The sequence below is a fragment of the Rhodococcus erythropolis NBRC 15567 genome (assembly GCF_001552595.1).
GTDB classification, from domain to species: domain Bacteria; phylum Actinomycetota; class Actinomycetes; order Mycobacteriales; family Mycobacteriaceae; genus Rhodococcus_F; species Rhodococcus_F erythropolis.
This window is the reverse complement of sequence record NZ_BCRM01000001.1, coordinates 232,683-252,249: the sequence shown is the minus strand read 5'-3', so window position 1 is coordinate 252,249 and position 19,567 is coordinate 232,683. Positions and strand designations below refer to the sequence as shown.

19 protein-coding genes are annotated in these 19,567 nt (G+C 61.8%); 16 read left to right on the top strand and 3 right to left on the bottom strand.

What is annotated here, in order from left to right; translation table 11 throughout:
- Window positions 1-15 precede the first annotated feature (15 nt).
- Together RE4_RS01135 and RE4_RS01130 are read left to right on the top strand one after the other, a co-directional pair.
- Window positions 16-891 (top strand): SGNH/GDSL hydrolase family protein, encoded by an 876-nt coding sequence (locus RE4_RS01135; protein WP_019745736.1) that lies wholly within the window; start codon window positions 16-18, stop codon window positions 889-891.
- Window positions 892-943: 52 nt separating this feature from the next.
- Entirely contained in the window at window positions 944-2,320 is a 1,377-nt protein-coding gene (locus RE4_RS01130) for a spinster family MFS transporter (protein ID WP_020971108.1), read from the top strand.
- 51 nt (window positions 2,321-2,371) lie between these two features.
- On the opposite strand, the gene RE4_RS01125 is transcribed toward RE4_RS01130, so the two are convergent.
- Both RE4_RS01125 and RE4_RS01120 read right to left on the bottom strand, forming a co-directional pair.
- Entirely contained in the window at window positions 2,372-3,622 is a 1,251-nt protein-coding gene (locus RE4_RS01125; protein ID WP_238076620.1) for a Tat pathway signal protein, read from the bottom strand.
- Between the two features lie 2 nt (window positions 3,623-3,624).
- On the bottom strand, window positions 3,625-4,953 hold the full coding sequence (locus RE4_RS01120) for a lipase family protein (protein WP_020971110.1): 1,329 nt from the start codon (window positions 4,951-4,953) through the stop codon (window positions 3,625-3,627).
- A gap of 156 nt (window positions 4,954-5,109) precedes the next feature.
- Between RE4_RS01120 and RE4_RS01115 the strand changes: the two genes are divergently transcribed.
- Genes RE4_RS01115 through RE4_RS01105 form a run of 3 tightly spaced genes read left to right on the top strand, consistent with a single transcriptional unit; the run spans window position 5,110 to window position 8,558 of the window.
- A complete protein-coding gene (locus RE4_RS01115) occupies window positions 5,110-5,859 on the top strand; it encodes a succinate dehydrogenase cytochrome b subunit (protein WP_041816310.1) in 750 nt (249 codons plus the stop codon).
- Window positions 5,860-7,812 (top strand): fumarate reductase/succinate dehydrogenase flavoprotein subunit, encoded by a 1,953-nt coding sequence (locus RE4_RS01110; RefSeq protein ID WP_060937836.1) that lies wholly within the window; start codon window positions 5,860-5,862, stop codon window positions 7,810-7,812.
- Window positions 7,809-8,558, top strand: coding sequence for a succinate dehydrogenase/fumarate reductase iron-sulfur subunit (locus RE4_RS01105; protein WP_047888993.1), 750 nt, complete (start codon window positions 7,809-7,811; stop codon window positions 8,556-8,558). The genes RE4_RS01110 and RE4_RS01105 overlap by 4 nt, the downstream gene beginning before the upstream one ends.
- A 3-nt stretch (window positions 8,559-8,561) precedes the next feature.
- Here RE4_RS01105 and RE4_RS01100 read toward each other — a convergent pair whose 3' ends face one another.
- Entirely contained in the window at window positions 8,562-10,073 is a 1,512-nt protein-coding gene (locus tag RE4_RS01100; RefSeq protein ID WP_047889067.1) for an anion permease, read from the bottom strand.
- A gap of 593 nt (window positions 10,074-10,666) precedes the next feature.
- Here RE4_RS01100 and RE4_RS31760 point away from each other — a divergent pair.
- From RE4_RS31760 to RE4_RS01045, 11 genes are all read left to right on the top strand, one after another.
- A complete protein-coding gene (locus RE4_RS31760) occupies window positions 10,667-11,218 on the top strand; it encodes a LysM peptidoglycan-binding domain-containing protein (RefSeq protein WP_021345840.1) in 552 nt (183 codons plus the stop codon).
- An 85-nt stretch (window positions 11,219-11,303) separates the two neighbouring features.
- The gene (lepB, locus tag RE4_RS01090; protein ID WP_060937835.1) at window positions 11,304-12,038 is read left to right on the top strand and encodes a signal peptidase I; all 735 of its coding nucleotides are present in this window, start codon (window positions 11,304-11,306) and stop codon (window positions 12,036-12,038) included.
- A gap of 106 nt (window positions 12,039-12,144) precedes the next feature.
- Entirely contained in the window at window positions 12,145-12,498 is a 354-nt protein-coding gene (locus RE4_RS01085; protein WP_020971115.1) for a VOC family protein, read from the top strand.
- 54 nt (window positions 12,499-12,552) lie between these two features.
- Window positions 12,553-13,602 (top strand): saccharopine dehydrogenase family protein, encoded by a 1,050-nt coding sequence (locus tag RE4_RS01080; protein ID WP_020909468.1) that lies wholly within the window; start codon window positions 12,553-12,555, stop codon window positions 13,600-13,602.
- Window positions 13,599-14,183, top strand: a complete 585-nt coding sequence (locus RE4_RS01075; protein WP_060937834.1) for a TetR family transcriptional regulator C-terminal domain-containing protein — start codon at window positions 13,599-13,601, stop codon at window positions 14,181-14,183. The genes RE4_RS01080 and RE4_RS01075 overlap by 4 nt, the downstream gene beginning before the upstream one ends.
- Before the next feature lie 21 nt (window positions 14,184-14,204).
- Window positions 14,205-14,831: an SMI1/KNR4 family protein gene (locus tag RE4_RS01070; RefSeq protein ID WP_042953173.1), complete on the top strand. Its 627-nt coding sequence runs from the start codon at window positions 14,205-14,207 to the stop codon at window positions 14,829-14,831.
- Window positions 14,828-15,928 (top strand): galactose-1-phosphate uridylyltransferase, encoded by a 1,101-nt coding sequence (gene galT / locus RE4_RS01065; RefSeq protein WP_060937833.1) that lies wholly within the window; start codon window positions 14,828-14,830, stop codon window positions 15,926-15,928. Before RE4_RS01070 ends, galT begins: the two co-directional genes overlap by 4 nt.
- Window positions 15,928-17,058, top strand: coding sequence for a galactokinase (galK, locus tag RE4_RS01060; protein ID WP_060937832.1), 1,131 nt, complete (start codon window positions 15,928-15,930; stop codon window positions 17,056-17,058). Before galT ends, galK begins: the two co-directional genes overlap by 1 nt.
- Window positions 17,059-17,176: 118 nt before the next feature.
- The gene (locus RE4_RS01055; protein WP_003943059.1) at window positions 17,177-17,626 is read left to right on the top strand and encodes an RrF2 family transcriptional regulator; all 450 of its coding nucleotides are present in this window, start codon (window positions 17,177-17,179) and stop codon (window positions 17,624-17,626) included.
- Window positions 17,627-17,657: 31 nt separating this feature from the next.
- Window positions 17,658-18,851, top strand: coding sequence for a globin domain-containing protein (locus tag RE4_RS01050; protein WP_060937831.1), 1,194 nt, complete (start codon window positions 17,658-17,660; stop codon window positions 18,849-18,851).
- A gap of 92 nt (window positions 18,852-18,943) precedes the next feature.
- Complete coding sequence (locus RE4_RS01045; RefSeq protein WP_019745753.1) at window positions 18,944-19,567, top strand: LysE family translocator; 624 nt, start codon at window positions 18,944-18,946, stop codon at window positions 19,565-19,567.

The following is a 19,567-nucleotide window of genomic DNA, read 5'->3' as shown; positions in this document are numbered from 1 at the left end:
AAATAGGAGCCTCGAGTGACGTGGAAAACGCACAGCGCAGCCATTCTGGCAGGCGTCGTGGCTGCCGGTTCGATCGCGGCACTCGGGACCGGTGTGTCACATGCCGAAACGCATGCCAGCCCCATCCAATACGTCGCTCTCGGCGATTCCGCGGCGGCCGGCCCGCTGGTCGCCGAACAAGATTCATCGGCGCCGGGCTGCCTACGATCACTCGACAACTACCCTTCCGTGGTGGCGCAAAGACTCGGCGCCCACCTCACGGATGTGACCTGCTCGTCGGCGCGATCCGCCAACGTCACGGACACCGCACAAACGACGTTCTCCGGTCAAGTACCGCCGCAGGAAACAGCATTGGGGCCCGATACCGACCTCGTCACCATCACAATCGGCGCCAACGACATCTCGTTGTTCCCGACAGTTCTGAGCTGCGTAAATCCTCTCCCCGAACCCACCGGAACGTCCTGCCGTGACAAGTTCACCGCAGGCGGCGTCGACCAACAGCGACAGTTGGTCGAAAATGCCTCCGCAGGTTGGAGTTCCATGCTCGAATCGGTTCGCGACCGAGCGCCCTCGGCGCGCATCGTCGTGATCGGATACGGAACATACATCGCCGCTGACGGATGCCCCGGCACCCAGCCGTTCTGGCCGCGCGACGCCGACTATCTCCAGAGTGTGATCGACTACGGCAACACGGTCATGGCAGCAACGGCGGCCCGTCACGGCGTCGAGTACATCGACATCACCGAAGCCACTGCCGGGCATGACATCTGCACTGACCCTGCCACTGCTTACTACACCGGAATCGTCCCTACCCAGCCGGCGGTTCCACTGCATCCCACTGCGGCCGGGATGCAGGCGATCGGCAAAACCGTCGCCGACGCTCTGTCCTGAGCCTCTCCCCCAACACAATTCATTCAGCACTCGCGAAAAGGGTGGAACAATCATGTCAATTCAACGAGACGCTCCGCCGCTGCCGTCCATCGACGGCGCCCCTGTCGGAACACGCGACAAACTTCTCGGCGGCACACTCGTCGCTCTGTTTCTCGCAAACATGCTCAACTTCTTCGACCGGGCGATCCCCTCGGTCGTTGCCGAGCCGATCAAGAACGAGTTTTCGCTCAGCGACTTGCAATTGGGATTGATCACCTCTGCATTCACCCTCGTCTACGCAGTCGCAGGGCTGCCTCTGGGCCGGTTGGCCGACACGAAGAACCGTCCCAAGATCATCGGGATCGGACTCCTGGTGTGGAGCGGACTGACGGCAGCAACCGGTGCCGCCGGCAGCTATGTGCTGTTCATCCTCGCGCGTCTAGGCGTCGGCGTGGGCGAAGCGACCTTCACACCTGCAGCCAACTCGATGATCGGTGATATCTACCCGGCGGAACGACGCTCACGCGCACTTGGTGTCTTCATGCTCGGTTTGCCGATTGGCCTCATGCTCGCCTACTTCACCGTCGGCAAGATCGCCGAGGCATTCGACAGCTGGCGTGCACCGTTCTTCCTCGCGGCGATTCCCGGTGTCCTGCTGGCAGTCGTGCTCTACCGCATGGCAGATCCGGTTCGTGGTGGTTCCGAAAGTCCGGAGGCCCGCGCAGCCGCTGTTTCACAGGCACCGATCACCCGTCCGATCCGTCGTCTGCTCGCAATTCCCACGCTTCGTTGGCTCATCCTTGCCGGACTGACGTTCAACTTCGCCGCCTACGCAGTGAATTCGTTTGTCGTCCCGCTTCTGATGCGCCAGTACCACCTGAAACTGACTGCTGCGGCATCGGTCACCGGCATCATCGTCGGAATCACGGGCTTGATCGGCTTGCTTCTCGGCGCTCGCTACGCTGACAAGGCCAGCGCACGCTCACCGCGCGCACGGTTGATGATCGGTGTCGGAACCTCGGCATTGGCAGCACCTTTGACGGCACTGGCACTGTTGCAGCACGGCGGGAACGTCGTGATGTTCACGCTCTTATTCTCGGCCGGGTGGTTGTTGGCCTACGGCTTCTACATCAGCGTCTACCCTGCCATTCACGACGTCGTGGTTCCCAGGCTCCGAGGCACTGCGACGGCGTTGTTCTTCGCTGCCATGTATCTTCTCGGCGGATTCTCGGGACCAGTTGCCGTGGGCGCGATTTCGGACTGGTTCGCCAAGCGTGCGCTTGCCGATGCCGGTACCGGGAAGTTGGCTCAGTACGCCGGCGACGGGTTGAACTCGGCCATGTATCTCGTGCCGATCATGTTGGCGCTCACTGCGGTATTCATCTATCTGGCCACTCGCACTGTCGGCAAGGACGCCGCGCGTATGCAAGCGGAGCTGAGCCAGGCCTGACCCAGGAGTTCACGGCGGTGGCGGGGCCCCGAGGCCCCGCCACCGCCGAGTTCAGTTGACCGTGATCGCCAGAGTTGCCAGCATGGACCGCAACATGTCCGGCAAGCGAGCGATCATTCTCTGCTCGGTTATCCGAACGGAGACGGGCGCTGCCAGCGTCGCTCGCCACAGTTCCGGTTGATTGTTCATCAGGTTGTTGTAGACCGAGAGCAGCTGACCGTTGATGTAGGTCCAACGACCGTCCCGGTCCGCCCAGTTGAAGTCCGGAAGCGGTGTTTGCACAACGGTATTGCCCACCGCGAACGAGAGCGGGTTCGACTCACGCGGCGGTACGACGCCAGGCATGGACGGTGATGCGGCGAAGGTGGTCAGGTAGGTCAACGAGCGACCGACGCTGCCGCGGTAGGCCTTCGCCTCGTCCCACTGATCACCCACCGACTGGTACTGCTCACGGCGCAGTAGACGCACATTGCCGTCGAAGACCGACTCCGGTGTCCCCGAAGCAATGTTGTCCCACGCGATACGGGCGTTCTCGTCGAGCAGCCCTGCCCGATCGAGCTCGGCGATGCCGTCGACACCGTCGTGAACCCACGCCATGTGCATGGGAATCAGATCCGAGAAGATGTGTTTGCTCATCGCAATCACTTTCCCCTGGAACCACATCACGTCCTCGGGGCGGATGTCGTGGCCGACCTGGAGAAGCGCCGCAACGTCCTCGGGTGCTCCCATCGACGTTGCGACCGGCGACCCGATGCGGTCGATCTCTCGCCACACCAGTGCCATCGCTTCGCTGATCGCTTGGACTTCCAGCACAACCCGCCCGTAGTCCAAGTCGAGGAGTCCACCGGCAAAAGCGGGCCCGACCATTCCGCCCATGCCTGCCCACTGCAGTTCTTGATGCTCGAGCTGCAGTCGCTCGTAGAACTGGAAGGTGTTGGTGAGGTTTCCGAGATTCGCGTGCACACCGTCGAAGGGAGTCCACGAAGCGAGATCGATACCTGCCGACTCCGTCCCGACTGCGAGCCAGTACTGCTTGAGCAGTGTCTGATAGCGGTGCGGAGCCACTCCCGATGCTCGGGCGGTATCGACCAAACTCCGCAGCGTCGCGGAATCCGACGGCAGTGAAGGATGCAGACCCCCCGCGGCTTCGGCGTTTGCGTTCACCGCTTCCAGGTCGAGGTACCTGTCGAGTTCACCGGTACCCGCAGACGCCCGGCCGCCCAGTACGACCGCACCGCCGATGCCTGCCGAAGCGACGAGAACTGTGCGCGCGAAATCCCTGCGTGTCAAAGACTTCCGCATACTCATTTCCCTTCGGCTTCGTCGAACGTCTTCGCCAGCCAGGCGATGTCCTGCATACCCAGCTGATCGGTCACCGTCTTGTACAGGTTGGTCACGTAATCGAGCGGCCCGCACTGCGACGGGAGCAGGTCCACGTCGCCGCCGTCTGCTCGATATGTCTGCGCCAATTGCTCTGCCTCACTGAAGGGAACGAGGAAGTCGTCCTCACAGGAAGAAATCAGAAGCTTCGAGGCCGGCGCCTGCTTTCCCAACGTGTTGTCCGCGTACGCCGCGGCCAGTGCCGGGATCGTTCGGGGCGCCGGGTTGGTGAGCAGGACGTCGAAGGGAACGAACGGGAGTCCGAGGTAGAGCGCCTGGCAGGACGCGCGGAATGCTGCGGCGACGTTGTGACCGATCGGAGTGAGATGATCGTCGAGCCGAACGTCGGGGTAGCCCGCGTCGAATCCGAGAATGCTCGAGAAGACGAAGCCGGAACCGATCCCACCGGCCGCCGTCTCCTCGAAGGTTGCCGGGTCGATCATCATCGCCTGGATGGCGCTGGCCTGCACGTTCAGTTCCGGCGCGTAGTCATGCGCCTGTTCCGCGGCGAAGCCCGCTGCGACACCGCCGCCGGCGACACCGTAGATGCCCACAGGGGTGTCTGATTCGAGACCGGCCTCCGGAAGCGCGAGTGCTGCCCGAACGCCGTCGAGCGTTGCCTTGCCCGAGAACTGTCCGATCGAGAACGGATGGGGAGCAGTGTCGCCGTCGTTGCCGACGTCGCTCATCATCACTGCCCAGCCGTGACCGAACATCTGGGCCACCGGGCCGAGCGCCGAGAACATCGCCGGGTCGCTCTGATTGCCGCCGGTCCACTGGTGACTTGGTGCGCAGTTCGCCCCCAGGCTGTCGTTCGCTTCGGCGTATCCGATGATCTTGCGATCGCCTGGCGCAGTTCCGTCCTCGGGGATCATCAGAATTCCGGTACTGATCACCTGGCGACCGAAGTGATCAGTGGTTGTGTACATGAGTTGGTGAGCCGAGACCACGTCCGGGCGGACCTGGTAGACCTGAACACTGACCGGACGCGCTTTGAGAAGGGTTCCGGGGGCGGTGCCGGGCTCGATTTCGGGCTCGTCGAACCACGGATCGTCGGACGAGAGCCCGAGTGGCGTCAATTCGGTAGAGATATCAGCGCCTTGAAGTGCCTTCACGACCAACGGGTTGAACACGTCGGCCAGGTCGACGGTCTCCTGCGCACCAGCCGGCGACCCCACCGCAAACAAGGCCACTGCCAGGGCCGATGCCGTTCCGGCGCGCCATGACCACCGTCGCCACGTCGAGTCAAACATCGTTCACAGGTTCCTTACTTTCGGGTAATGAGCACCCCTACACTCCCATTCACCTGCATTAACAGACAAGTCGGGCACCGATCCGTTGGCCGAAAACCTCGATCGGGCTTAGGCTGACGGCACCTGTCCGGCAAGTCTGGCGTGGGAGGTTTGTCTGTGAGTGCTCCGACCCGTGTATCGCGAGCTACCGGCGATTCACCTCGCGCTCGACCGCGGCCGTCCAATATCACGTGCAAAATTCTGATGGCCGTGACGGGACTGATCTTCGCCGCTTTCGTGCTCGTCCACATGATCGGAAACCTGAAGGTCTACACCGGGGCCGATCACTTCGACGACTACGCACACTGGCTACGCACAGTGTTCGAACCCTTCCTGCCATACGAGGGACTTCTGTGGATTCTTCGCATCGTCTTGCTCGCGTCATTGGTCGCACACGTCTGGTGCGCCTGGTTGCTCACCGTCCGTGGCCGCCGAGCTCGAGGGAAGTTTCGACGTAAAGGCTTGGGAATCAAGTCCTTTACCGCGCGCACAATGCCCGTCACCGGAGCAGTGCTGCTGCTGTTCGTCATCTTCCACATACTCGACCTCACGACCGGAACCCGACCCATCGGCAGCGCCGAGTACGAAGCAGCCACGCGCACGCAGAGTTACGCATACGACAACCTGATCGCCAGCTTCGAGCGTCCACTGGTGGCGTCGTTCTACATCGTCGCGATGGCTCTGCTGGCAATGCATCTCGCGCACGGACTCTGGAGTGCGGTCAACGATCTCGGCGTGACCGGCCAACGGCTGCGCCAGATTGCCGTTGCACTCTCCGGAATCTTTGCGCTCGTCGTGATGGTCGGAAACATGTCGATCCCCATCGCGGTGATGACCGGCGTCATCTCGAAGACAGGAGCGTCATAAGTGAACAGCTTCGAACTCGACGATCTGCGCAGCATCGGGACGCCGGTGGACGGTAAGGTCCCAGCCGGCGATCCGGAGACAGCCTGGCCCACTCGCAAACTCGACTACAAGCTCGTCAGCCCGCTCAACCGGCGCAAGTTCACGGTCATCGTCGTCGGTACCGGACTCGCCGGCGCGGCCTGCGCCGCCTCACTTGGTGAACTGGGCTACCACGTCGAATCCTTCACCTTCCACGATGCACCGCGCCGTGCACACAGCGTCGCCGCGCAGGGCGGCATCAACGCCGCTCGTGCCCGAAAGGTGGACAACGACAGTATCGCCCGCTTCGTGAAGGACACCGTCAAGGGCGGCGATTTCCGCGGCCGCGAGGCCGACTGCTTCCGACTCGCAGAAGAATCCGTACGCGTCATCGATCACATGAATGCCATCGGAGCACCGTTCGCCCGTGAGTACGGCGGCACTCTCGCTACCCGATCCTTCGGCGGCGTACAGGTGTCGCGCACGTACTACACGCGCGGGCAGACAGGCCAGCAGTTGCAGATAGCGTCGTCGCAGGCACTGCAACGTCAGATCGCAGCCGGAACGGTCAACCTCCACACCCGAACCGAGATGCTCGATCTCATCGTTTCGGACGGCCGAGCACAAGGGATAGTCACACGCGATCTCGTGACCGGTGAGATCGGCGCCACCACAGGCCATGCCGTCGTGCTGGCCTCCGGTGGGTACGGCACCGTGTTCCACAAGTCCACACTTGCGAAGAACTCCAACGCCACCGCCGCATGGCGAGCGCACCGACGCGGCGCGCTGATTGCCTCACCCTCGTTCATCCAATTCCATCCGACGGCACTTCCCGTCAACTCCGAGTGGCAGTCGAAAACCATTCTGATGAGCGAATCACTACGCAACGACGGCCGGATCTGGGTACCGGCCAAGCCCGGAGACGATCGCGAACCCGGCGACATTCCCGAAAATGAGCGCGACTACTACCTCGAGCGCAAATATCCGGCGTTCGGGAACCTCTCTCCCCGCGACGTCTCTTCACGGGCCGCCCGCGAGCAAATCGACTCCGGTCACGGCGTCGGCCCTCTGAAAAACAGTGTGTACCTGGATTTCCGCGACGCATTGGCACGGCTCGGCCGCAAGACCATCGAGGAAAGATACGGAAATCTGTTCTCGATGTATCGCGACGCCACCAGCGAAGACCCCTATACGGTGCCGATGCGCATCGCCCCCGGAGCCCACTTCACCATGGGAGGACTGTGGAACGACTACGACCAGATGACCTCCATCCCCGGCTTGTTCGTCGGTGGCGAGGCAGGGTGGGGATACCACGGGGCCAACCGCCTCGGCGCCAATTCGTTGCTCTCGGCATGCGTCGACGGCTGGTTCACCCTCCCGTACGCGATTCCGAATTATCTTGCGCCGCTGCTCGGATCAGCACCTCTCGAACTTTCCGATCCCGCTGTGACGGCAACGCTCAGTGACGTGAGCGGTCGGGTGGACCTGCTGCTCTCGGTCGGCGGAACACACGGCCCCGACAGGTTTCATCGACAACTGGGCGAGATCCTCTATGCGGGTTGCGGTGTCACCCGAACGGCCGAAGGCTTGACCAAGGCCATCTCCGAAATCCGAGCATTACGAGGCGATTTCTGGTCGAACCTACGAGTCGCCGGCAGCGGAAACCAGTTCAACCAGGAGCTGGAAAGGGCCGGCAGGGTAGCCGATTTCCTCGAACTCGCCGAACTGATGTGTGTCGATGCTCTCGATCGTGACGAGTCCTGTGGAGCGCACTTTCGGGCCGAACATCAAACTCCCGACGGCGAAGCACAGCGAAACGATCAAGACTGGTGCTTCGTCTCCGCGTGGGAAACCGCCAAGGACGGCAGACACATTCGACACGACGAGCCGTTGTCCTTCACCGCTGTTCCACTGCAGACGAGGAACTACGTATGAAAATCACCGTGGACGTGTGGCGCCAATCCGGACCGGAGTCGTCCGGTGCATTCGACACCTACCAAGTAAACGACGCGACAGTGGAGATGTCACTGCTGGAACTTCTCGACCGACTCAACGACCAACTCGTGGAGAGCGGCAACGAACCCATCGCCTTCGATTCCGACTGCCGAGAAGGGATCTGTGGGTCCTGCGGCATCACGGTCGACGACGTTCCCCATGGGCCGGTTGCGAACACTCCCACGTGCCGTCAGCACCTGCGCAGCTTCTCCGACGGTGACCGAATCAAACTGGAACCGTTCCGCTCCGCCGCTTTTCCGGTGGTCCGCGACCTCGTGGTCGATCGTTCGGCTCTCGACCGGGTCCTCGAAGCCGGTGGCTATGTATCGGTCAATGCGGGAACTGCACCGGACGCAGACAGCCAGCCGCTCTCGCATCAAAGTGCCGAAGCTGCACTGGACTTCGCCGCGTGCATCGGCTGCGGCGCTTGCGTAGCAGCCTGCCCCAACGGTGCCGCGCACCTCTTCACCGGTTCCAAACTGACCCACCTGTCCCTCGTCACGCAGGGCCGCAACGAACGTGGCAAGCGGGCCCGAGCGATGTCGCACCAGATGGAGGCCGATTTCGGGCCGTGCTCGACCTACGGTGAATGCGCGGAGGTGTGTCCCGCGGAGATACCGCTGACCGCGATTGCCGCTGTCAACAAGGAATCGATGCGATTCGGATTGCGGCGCAAGGACAACTGAGCCTCACCAGGCGCCGATCAGCTTCATCCACGCGCCGCCGATGATCGTCCAGATCAGGATGATCACGACGCTCATCACGAAACCGATTCGGAACCATTCCGAGGTCTTGATGTATCCGGAACCGTAAATCACTCCGGCCGGACCGGACGCGTAGTGCGAGATACCGCCGAACAGGCTGCCGATGAAGCCGAATACCAGGGCTGAGAACAGCGGCGGTGCACCGGTTGCCACCGCCGCGCCGAGAAACACCGCGTACATCGCGACGATCTGCGCGGTGTTCGACGCAAACAGATAGTGCGCGTAGAAGTACACCAAGGTCAGGATCGCAAAAGCCCAGATCCACGGCAAACCGTCGACACTCGAGGAGACCTGGGTTCCGATCCACGAGATCACGCCGAGTTCTTCGAGATGGCTTGCCATACCGACCAGAACGGCAAAGAACACGAGCGTCTGCCACGCCCCGGTGTCGTGGACCAGGTTGTTCCACGTCAGCACCTTGGTCACCAACAGGATGCCGATTCCGACAAATGCTGTTGTAGTGGCATTGACGTTGAGCTGCGAGCCCAGGCACCAGAGCACCAGCAGCAGAACGAAGGTGGCGGCCATGATCTTCTCGTTGCGGCTGATCGGACCTGCCTTGCGCAGTTCCTCCCTGGCTTGCTCGGGTGCTTTCGGAGTCTTCAACATCGTGGGCGGGAAGATCTTCGACATCACCCACGGGATCGCGATGAGACTCGCAATTCCCGGAACCGATGCTGCCAGCGCCCATTTGCCCCACGAGATGTCGATGCCGATCTTGGCAGCCGCATCGACGGCGACGGGGTTACCCGCCATGGCGGTGATGAACATCGCGGAGGTCACGACGTTGACTTGCAGCGACGTGAGCAGCAGATATGCTCCGAGCTTCTTGCGAGAATCCTCGGGCTCGGGATTGGAGTCCTCCAACTTGCTCAGTGAGACGATGATCGGATAGACGACGCCACCGGCGCGGGCGGTGTTCGACGGTGTCGCCGGAGCAAGTATCAAGTCCGTCAACGCCATTCCGTACGACAATCCGAGGCTCGACTTGCCGAGTTTGGTCACGAACATGAGCGCAACCCGTTTGCCGAGTCCAGTGACCAGAAAGCCCTCGGCAATGAAGAACGATGCGACGATCAGCCAGATCGTGGTGTTACTGAAGCCGGACAACGCTTCTGTCGGCGTCTCCGTCTGGGTGATCATGGCGATGGACAGGCCCACCAGCGCCACCGAACCCGTCGGCAGTGGTTGCAAAATCAACGCCACGATGGTGCCGACGAAGATTCCGAGCATGTGCATGCCCTTGGGGTCCACACCGTCCGGAACCGGCATGAAATAGATGATCAAGCCGAGGATGACGGGCACCGCAGCCGGGTAGTACCGCCTGAGCACCGATTGTTTCGACGGCTCCGTCGGCGGTGTGTTGGCCGGCGGTGTCTTTGCCGGCGGTGTCGTTCCAGCGAGAGACTCGGTGCTTTCGGATTTGGCCTCGGACATGTACATCTCCTCGACTTCTCGCCCCAGGTGATCGCCCCAGATCATTGTCCCCCAAACGTCCGGTTTTCGTGCGGTCAATCGAAGGTCGAGAGAATGCCCTCCTGCGGTATCCGATTCTCTGGATTCCGCAGGAGGGCTCATCCCGGGGCGCAGACAGCGGCCCGGGGCGCGACACATCTCCCTCATAAGGGTGCGCCAATCGATCAACAGGAGGCGCCGGCGTGCCGCAAGCTTGAATCTCGGAGAGACCCTGTTTCGGTGTTGTTCCAGCATGCCAATCGGCGCTCGTCTGCACATGGGTCGAATGGCCTGTTCAACTACCTGTTTCCGCTCAGCACCGAGTACACCGACGTTTTGTATCGGTCCGCAAAACAGGTATGTAACCGGGTAATTGAGCCTTTGTCGGCAAGCGTGTGAGACCGCGAATCTAGTCACGCCTCCGAACTGCAATCTGGAGACGAGGCCTTCACAGTCTGTCCACCTCAATCACATTTCAGCACTGACGATTTCGTCTACCGCGATATGCAGCAGAACACTCGATCCGCACGCCGAGCCGAGATCCCTGTCCCGTCAGACCGATCAAGGAAAATATCATGGGAAACCACCGGAAAAACAAACGTTCACACACCAAACGATTCGTCACGATAGCCGCAGGAGCAGGCGTTCTGACAATTGGCGGTGCAATCGTCAACACCGGCGTAGCCAGTGCGCACGACTGGTCGCAGGTGGCCATGTGCGAGAGTTCCGGCGACTGGAACATCAACACCGGCAACGGCTTCTACGGCGGACTTCAATTCACGCAGTCGACGTGGGATGCATACAAACCGGCAGGTGCACCGGCTCGCGCCGACTTGGCGTCGACAGCCGATCAAGTCGCGGCCGCGGAAGCAACCCTGTCAGCTCAGGGCATCGGCGCGTGGCCGGTATGTGGCGCTTACCTAGGTTGGGGCGGCACCACCCCTGATTCGACAACCTCGGCTCGATCGTCGGTAGGTTCAGCGGGCGACACGGTGACAGTCTCCGAGGGCGATACGTTGTTCAACCTTGCTGCTGCGAAAGGTATTCGTTGGCAGGATGTTTGGGTCATGAATGCGTGGATTGCCGATCCCGACCAGATCCGTGTGGGTGATGTGATCCGATTCTGAAGCAAATCGGCCGACAAAGTAGACCCTCGAATCGAGAACGTCGGTATCGGGCCGCCGACTGGTTGCGCCATCTATTGTCGGGAATGTGACGGAATCCGACGCCCACGAAGACTCGACTGAATCGACGACGGCTGATCACCCGAGAAGACGTCCACTGTGGCGTGAGATTCTGATCCTCGTTGTCGTCGCACTTGTCCTGAGTGTTGTCATCCAGAACTTCGTCGGACGCATATTTCTGATCCCGTCCGAGTCCATGGAACCGACGCTTCACGGATGCACCGGCTGCACGGGAGACAAGATTTTCGTCGACAGAATCAGCTATAGATTCGGGGATCCACAGCCTGGGGATGTGGTCGTGTTCAAGGGACCCGAATCCTGGAACGACGAGTATCAATCCATTCGATCGGACAACTCGGTGGTCCGGGCACTTCAAGGACTCGGATCCATCGTCGGTTTGGTCCCGCCGGACGAGAACGATCTCGTGAAGCGGGTAATCGCGGTCGGTGGGCAAACCGTGCAGTGCCTGTCCGAGGAAGAGGGGCTTCGAGTGAACGACAAGCCGCTGACCGAGCCGTACATCGACAATCGCATCTCAGGTAACGATATCCCCTGTCAGGGAATATATTTCGGGCCGGTCACGGTTCCCGACGGGAACCTGTGGGTGATGGGTGACAATCGCGGCGACTCCAAAGACTCACGATTCCATCTCGATGACGAACTGAGCGGAACGGTTCCGATCGACAATGTCATCGGCAAGGTTCAATTGATCGTCCTTCCCTTCTCGCGGTGGGGCACCGTGGGCTCGTTCGATCCGCAGTGACAGATCGAATCAGCCAGTTAGCCCGCATCTTCGGACGGCACAGTCGACATGACTCCGCTTTCGGACGATCATCGAGCACATCTGTTGCCGAGGGTAGGAGAACCACATGCGTGCACGACGCATCACCGCCAATCTCAAAGTCGCCGATGTCGGAGCCGCCAAGAGTTTCTACTCCGACTATCTCGGCCTGAGCACCGAAGAGTTCAACATGGGGTGGGTCGCTCGCTACACCTCTCCCGACACCGGCGCGAACGTACAACTCGTCACGCACGACGCCACTGCAGCCGAGGACTCGGTCATCTCCGTCCACACGGACGACGTCGACGGCGCCTACGAAGAGGCCCGAAGGCTCGGCTACGAAATCGTGCACCCCATTACGACCGAAGAGTGGGGTGTTCGCCGATTCCTCGTCCGGGCACCCGACGGCAACGTCGTCAACATCGTGCGACACCGGGACTGAGCACTGGAAAGACTCCATTCGACGTTTTAGGTCATTTGACCTAGAGTTGAGCGCATGACCGACTCATTGCAGTATTCAGCCGACGGCCCGATCCTCGTGGCAGGCGGATACGGAACCGTAGGCAGCGCCCTGACCGCCTTGCTCGCCCCCGACTTCCCACTACTCCTCACCGGACGCACCCCCGAGCGCGGCAACGAACTGGCCAGCCGTCACGGCGCTTCCGTTCGCCGCTGGGACCTCCTCGACCCGACGCCCTTCGACGCGTCCGTACGCGCGGTCGTGTCGACGGTCAACGATCCCCACGATCGTGTCCTGTCCGCCGCCGTCGAGGCCGGAATTCCCTACGTGGACATCACCCGCTGGACATCCCGCGTCGCTCGCGCCGCCACTCTGGCGGGTCAGAAGTCGCCGAGCGCACCGGTGTACCTGTCGTCTGGATGGATGGGCGGAGTAACCAATATCGTCGCCGCAGCGCTGGCCGAGGAACTGGGTGGCGCGAGCACGATCGACGTCTCGATTCGCTACGACGTCAACGACATTGCCGGGCTCGACTCCGTCGACTTCATTGATCGCCTCGGCCAGGATTTCGAGGTGATGCAGCAAGGAAACCCGATCACCGTCAGCCCGTTGACGGATACACGCTGGGTCGACTTCCCCGGATCGCGCACCAAGGTCGGAAGAATCGACACTCCGGAACAATTCACGTTCCCCATGACCCTGGGCGCCGAAACTGCCAGCACTCGAATAGGTTTCAGTTCGCATGCATCCACAACTGCGCTGCTCGCCGCCAAGAAGGTGGGTCTGTTCCGTTGGGGTCGCGGCGACCGCTTCACACCGCTACGACGCGGACTCCTGTACTCGCCTGGCAAGGGCGGGAGCGCGCAAGTACGCATCGACGTCACCGGCCCGAGCGGCACGACAAGCGCAACAATCGTCGACCCGCAGGGCCAAGCTCACCTCACCGCGGTGGGCGGCGCACTTGCCGTCAGACAAGCCTTGGCGGACGATGCCCAGCCTGGAGTCACTTTCCCCGAGTCGCTTCCGAACCCGCGCCGCACCGTCTCCGAGTTGGAGAGCTTCGGGGTGGCAGTATTGCGGGCATGACCCCCTCCAAGGGCGCCGCCCGCGCGGAAGCACTTCTCGACGCAGCAGAACAGGTCCTCGCCACGCAGGGCAATGCCAACTCGGCGATGCGCGATTTCGCAGCCGCAGCCGGAGTGCGGGTGGGGCACCTGCAGCACTACTACCCCACCCGTGCAGATCTCATCCGCGCAGTCATGTCACGGGCATTGACCCGCTCACTGGATCGCCTTGCCGTCGTCACGGATACGGATCAGAGTCTTTCCCGTGAGGAATCCGAACACTTCATCGGAGTCCTGCTCGGAGAACAGGACGACCAGGCCACGGTGCGTCTGTACGTCGAAGTATGGGCCATTGCGGCGGCGGACCAAGAAGTGGCGGTCGTGGTTCGAGACTTCTACGCGCAGTACATCGCACACGTAGAGCGCGCTGTTGCGTGTGCGCAACCGGATCTGGATGCGGCGGACCTGGGCGCGGCAGCGCAGACCATCGTGAGCCTGCTCGAGGGTTCCGCAATTCTCCGATCGGGAATCACCGGCCGAAAGTCCAAGGCTTCGGACCGAAAGCTCGTGGACACACTGCAGTACCTGATTCACGGGTCCTGACTCGGACGTATCGTAAAGCCCATGAGCGTTGCAAACGAATGGAGCCGAATCGAAGCGTGGTGCCGTACACACGCACCGGTGACGGCTGCAGCGTTTCAGCCAGGGCTCGGTGACGCCGTTATCGAGGAATTCGAAGCGTCGACCGGCGTCACGTGGCCCCAGGAACTTCGCGAGCTGTATCGGGTGCACAACGGCAGCCTGACCCACGACGACCGGACCGGGCTCTTTCTCGGCAGCGTGCTTCCCGACAAGTTCTTCTACCCCATCGACGTCGCAACCGAAGTTCGACTCACTCTGCTCGAAACGTGGGACGAGACGATCTACGAGAATCCGGACCTCTACGCCGAGGACGAGATGGATCGACACGATCAACGCGACGCAGGCACTGCCGCAACCATGTTCATCCCCTCGTTCCTTCCCTTTGCCGGACTGGACGAGTACCACTACTTCGTGGACACACGAAACGGCGCACTCCATCATTGTGTGACCGAGTATGCGTCGGACGCCACTGACAACGGCGGTCCGATCTGGGCGTCCATCTCGGTCATGTTGGGCGCCCATGCCGCAGCGTTGGAAACAGGATCCACGATCGGAGTGTGGAAACCCGTTGTCAGCAAGGGTGTTCTGGAATGGGAAGTCGACGCATGACACCCAAGCCGGATCCGACCCGTCGTACCCTCGCCGACGGGCGTCAGATCTTCTACTTCGACGATGCCGGCCGTACCCGCGCCCACTCTGCGCGAGATTCCCGCGAATTGCCGGCTCTCGACCACTCGTCTCGGATGAGGTTCGACGTTCTCACCGGGGAGTGGATCACCATGGCTTCGCATCGCATGACACGGACACATCTCCCCTCCGCCGCCGAATGCCCGTTGTGCCCGACCAACGAAACACGCACGCCCACAGAGATACCCGACGGAGACTACGACGTCGCGGTGTTCGAGAATCGGTTTCCGAGCTTTGCCGCGGCACCCGAGGAAGCCATTGACGGTCCCGGAGACGGTGTGGGTGATCGCCCAGCTGTCGGCCACTGCGAAGTGATGTGTTTCTCGAGCGATCACACGGCGTCCGTCGGCGAGCTTCCACTCGAACGCATGCGTACGATTGTGGGTGCATGGATCTCTCGGACCGAGGAGTTGTCGGCGGATCCGGTTGTGGAACAGGTGTTCTGCTTCGAGAACCGCGGCGAAGAAATCGGGGTGACACTCACCCATCCGCACGGACAGATCTACGCATACCCGTATGTCACGTCACGCACCCGATCCATGTTGACGCAGGCGGACAAACACTTCGAGCGCACCGGTCGCTCACTGCTCGCCGATGTTCTGGCGTTCGAGCGCGAGGACGGGGCCCGGTTGATCTACGACGGCGATCACTGGAGCGCCTACGTCCCGACCGCCGCACGATGGCCCATCGAGATTCACCTGGCACCGCACCGAGACGTCCCGGACCTTCCCTCGTTGAACGACCAAGAGCGCGAGGAGCTTGCGGTCGTTTACCAAGATCTCCTGCGCCGTATCGATCGCTTCTATCCGGGCGTCGATCGGGTACCGTACATCGCGGCCTGGCACCAAGCTCCCGTCCGCATCGACCGACCTCTGGGTCGACTGCATCTTCAGCTGTTCTCGATCTTGCGCGCACCAGGCAAGCTCAAATACCTCGCCGGGTCCGAGTCCGCCATGGGCGCCTGGGTGAACGACACCATTCCCGAGGCAGTCGCGGCCCGCCTACGGGAGTTGAAATAGTGGATACCGTCTCGAAACCATCTGTGCTCCAACAGTTTCACGACGCCTATGGCTATCCGGCAACCGGAGCCTGGGCGGCACCCGGTCGAGTCAACCTGATCGGTGAACACACGGACTACAACGGTGGATTGTGCCTACCGGTCGCTCTCGAGCAGCGAACGCTGGTTGCCGTCGCACTGCGCACCGACGGGGTCGTCCGCGTGCACAGTCGGCAATCCGACGAGACATACACCGGGCCCATCGGCGACATAGCAGCAGGATGGGCCGCCTACCCCACAGCCGTTCTGTGGTCTCTTGCGCGCCGAGGCCTCCCGCTCGGAGGAATCGATCTGGCAGTCGACTCGTCGGTACCGGTCGGGGCCGGGCTGTCGAGTTCCGCTGCCCTCACCTGTTCGGTTGCGTTGGCCGTCAATGAACTTCACGATTCACCATTCACCCGCGATGAGCTGGTACAGGTGTGCATCCAGGCGGAGAACGACGGCGTCGGCGTACCGACCGGTGGGATGGATCAAACCATTGCCCTCTTTGCCCGACCCTCGACTGCGCTCCTGTTGGACTGCCTGGACGGATCCACCGAACCCATCCCTTTCGAACTCCACGGTGCGGGGTACGAACTGATCGTCATCGACACTCGGGTCAAACACTCGCTCGCAGACGGACAGTACGGGTTGCGACGCTCTCAATGCGTCGATGCAGCAGCAGCTATCGGCGTCGGCAGCTTGCGAGAGGCTACTGCAGACCAAGCCGAGACAGTGCGAGACCCGATCCTCCGGGCGCGGGCACGGCACGTCGTGACCGAGATCGAACGGACACGGAAGACCGCAGAGCTTCTGCGCAGCAACAGATTCAGCGACGTCGGCGAGCTGTTCGACAACTCCCACGCGTCGTTGCGCGACGACTTCGAGGTCTCGTGTGAAGAACTCGACGTCGCCGTTGCCGCAGCACGACGCGGCGGCGCGATCGGTGCGCGGATGACCGGCGGCGGATTCGGAGGTTCGGCCATCGCATTGGTTCCGGAAGGAAGTCATGCGGAGGTCATCGCGTCGGTGAGCCGCGACTTTGCGGCGCGGGGTTGGCGAGCACCCCACTTTCTCGACGTCGTTGCCGGGGGTTCGGCCGCCCGCCTCTGAGCGAACGGCACGTTCAGCGCACTGGAGGCGCCGAACGTACCGTTCGCCCTGGTTGGGACCCTCGAGATCCCCCTCACATAAATAGTCATCTCAGATGCGAATTATGTAGGTTCAGATCATGCAACTGACGCAGTTCACCGATCTGGGATTGCGCGTCGTCATGCGGTTGGCCGTACTCGACGCGGATGCCTCCCCCAGTACCCGGGATGTTGCGCAGCAGCTCAACGTGTCGTACTCCCATGCCACCAAGGTGGTTACACGGCTCGGTGAGCTTGGCATCGTCACAACCAGGCGTGGTCGCGGCGGTGGGCTTTCCATCACCGAACTCGGCCGCACCGCCACCATCGGCTGGCTGGCCAGACGCCTCGAAGGCCCGGGTGAAGTCGTCGACTGCGAAGGCGACAAACCGTGCCCACTGCGCGGCGGCTGCCTCCTTCGGAGCGCTTTGCGCGAAGCACAGGAAGCGTTTTTCGTTTCACTCGACGCGGTCACGATCGAAGACGTCATCCGGCAGCCGTCCAAAACTGTCCTGCTACGCCTCACCACCCGGAGCGACGAAGCAGGCTGATCAATCGAATTTCGACCGAACGGAGCAGCTCATGCTTTCCCCACAGTCAACCGAGGTCATTCGCGCCACCCTTCCCGTGGTCGGCGCCGCCATCGGCGATATCACAACCCTGTTCTACCGCAAGATGTTCGACGCACATCCTGAACTCGAACGTGATTTGTTCAATCGCGGCAATCAGAAACAGGGCGAACAGCAGAAGGCTCTCGCCGGCGCCATCGCGGCATTCGCGACGCTTCAGCTCGAGCCGGACAGCGCCAAGGTCGATCTCATACTCTCACGCATCGCCCACAAGCATGCGTCGCTGGGAATCACGCCCGACCAGTACGCAATCGTGCACGAACACCTCTTTGCCGCGATCGTCGAAATACTAGGCGATGCAGTCACTCCCGACGTCGCAGCAGCCTGGGACGAGGTCTACTGGCTGATGGCGGAAACCCTCATCACGATGGAGCGTGGCCTCTACCAACTCGCCGGCGTCGACGCCGGTGACGTCTGGCGCACGGTCAGGATCAGCGAACGAGTTCTTCAGTCCGCCGATACCGTCTCCCTGACGCTCACTTCGCTAGACGGCAGTGCACTCCCCACCTTCGCACCCGGACAGTATCTTTCGGTCGGGGTTACGCTGCCCGACGGCGCTCGCCAGATCCGCCAATACAGCCTGTGTTCGATACCGAGCAGCGCAGACTGGCGGATCAGCGTCAAGCGAATCTCCGGTACTCCTGATGGCGAAGTGTCGAACTTCCTCTACAACAACGTATTCGAAGGTCAGGAACTCTCCGTCACCACGCCTTTCGGTGATCTCACCATGCCGGATGACAACTCACCTCTCCTACTCGCGTCGGCCGGAATCGGTTGCACACCGATGATCGGGATGCTCAATCATCTCGTGGACACCGGCGCCGAGCGTTCGGTCTCTGTCATTCATGCTGATCGATCCATCGCGGACCATGCTCACCGCGCGGAACTCAGCACACTCGTCGACAAGATTCCCGCCGCAACTTTGCATCGTTGGTACGAGGATCTCGGCACGCACGTGGCGTTCGGATCTGTTCACGAAGGACGGGCGGATTTGCAAGACATTGCAGTGGAGCCCGATACCCAAGCCTTCCTCTGCGGGCCGATGCCGTTCATGTTGGCGATGCGCGCATCGTTGCTCGAAAGGGATGTTCCGGCAAAGAATATCCACTACGAGGTCTTCGGGCCCGACAGCTGGGCCAACACCTGAGCGGACCACTGCCTGCGAACTGGACCTTGGCGCGCCACGGTAATCCCTTGTGTACTCGACGAAACATACGTACCGAGTAGTGGGAGACCGACATGATCACGTCAGCGTCGATGACGGGAGTCGCGCTGATAGCCCTGGCGATGGTTCTGACACCGGGCCCCAACATGATCTACCTGGTGTCACGCAGCATCAGCCAGGGCCGCCGGGCAGGCTTGATCTCGCTCGGCGGAGTCGCAACCGGTTTCCTGGTCTACCTCGCCGCCACGTGCGCTGGACTGACAGCGGTTCTCTTCGCCGTACCCACGGTGTTCACCGCGGTGAAAATCGGCGGCGCCCTGTATCTGGCCTATCTCGCCTGGTCGACGCTCCGACCAGGTGGAAAGTCCGCCTTCGAGGTGGGCGAAGTCGACCGCCACGGTAGCGGCCGTCTGTTCGGGATGGGGTTGACCACCAATCTGCTCAATCCCAAGATTGCGCTGATGTACGCGGCCCTGATCCCCCAGTTCGTCGATCCCACTGCGGGCCCGGTCTGGCAACAGGCACTCGTACTCGGCGGCGTGCAGATCCTGGTCGCAGTCACCGTCAACGCGTTGATCGTGTGCTGTGCGGCGGCCGTGTCGACCTTCCTCGTGGCACGTCCGGTATGGATGCGGGCTCAGAAGTGGCTTGCTGGTGGCATTCTCGGAATCTTCGCCACCCGCATGGCCCTGGAGTAG